The 920-nt window shown below is 70.3% G+C and carries 1 protein-coding gene and 1 pseudogene; both read left to right on the forward strand.

Annotated features, from left to right (window positions below; genetic code table 11):
- The coding region (locus AC1DWF_RS32900; protein WP_476842706.1) for an ATP-binding cassette domain-containing protein at window positions 1-399 on the forward strand (399 nt) is incomplete at its 5' end.
- Window positions 396-920: pseudogene (locus AC1DWF_RS32905) on the forward strand (alpha-D-ribose 1-methylphosphonate 5-triphosphate diphosphatase); the annotation flags it as partial. The gene AC1DWF_RS32900 and the pseudogene AC1DWF_RS32905, both read left to right, overlap by 4 nt.

Genomic DNA, 920 nt, shown 5'->3' on the forward strand with positions numbered 1-920 from the left:
TTCCTCCGCGTCATCCCCCGCGTCTCCGCCCGTGACGTCGTCGCCGAGCCGCTGATCGACCGCGGCATGGACCCCGACGAGGCGCGCGAGCGCGCCGCCGCCCTGCTCACCCGCCTGAACCTGCCGGCGCGGCTGCACGGCCTGCCGCCCGCGACCTTCTCAGGCGGCGAGCAGCAGCGGGTGAACCTCGCCCGCGGCTTCGCGCCCGACTACCCCATCCTGTTGCTCGACGAGCCCACCGCCAGCCTGGACGCCGCCAATGCCGAGGTGGTGATCGGCCTCATCGCCGAGGCCAAGGCGCGCGGGGCGGCGCTCGTGGGAATTTTCCATGACATCGAGGTCCGCGACCGGGTGGCGGATCGCCTCCATCAGGTTCTCCCCCTAGAAGACGCCGCATGATTGAAACAATTCTAACCAACGCCCGCCTCGTCCTGCCCGAGGCGGTGGTCGACGGAACCATCATCCTGCGCGACGGGCGCATCGCCGATATCCAGTCCGGCAATTGCGCGTCCCCCGCCGCCATCGACTGCGGGGGCGACATCGTCATCCCCGGCGTGGTGGACGTGCACACCGACAACCTCGAGCGTCAGGTCTTGCCGCGCACCAATGCCCGCTGGCCCTCGCGCTCGGCCTTCGTCTCGCACGACGCGCAATGCGCCGCCGCCGGCGTGACCACAGTGCTGGACGCGCTCTGCCTTGGTGACCTCGGCTTCGACCAGGGCCGCGACCAGACTTTTCGGAACGGCGTGGAGGATCTGACGGCCATGTCCGCCTCGGGCCTCATGAAGTCGGAGCACCTGCTGCACCTGCGCTGCGAGTTGCCGGCCCGCGACATGCCGTCCGCGCTGGAGCCCGTGGCGCACCACCCGCTCATCGCGATGGTGAGCCTGATGGACCACTCGCCCGGCGTCGGCCAGTAC

Source organism: Aminobacter sp. P4_D5 (assembly GCF_056401815.1).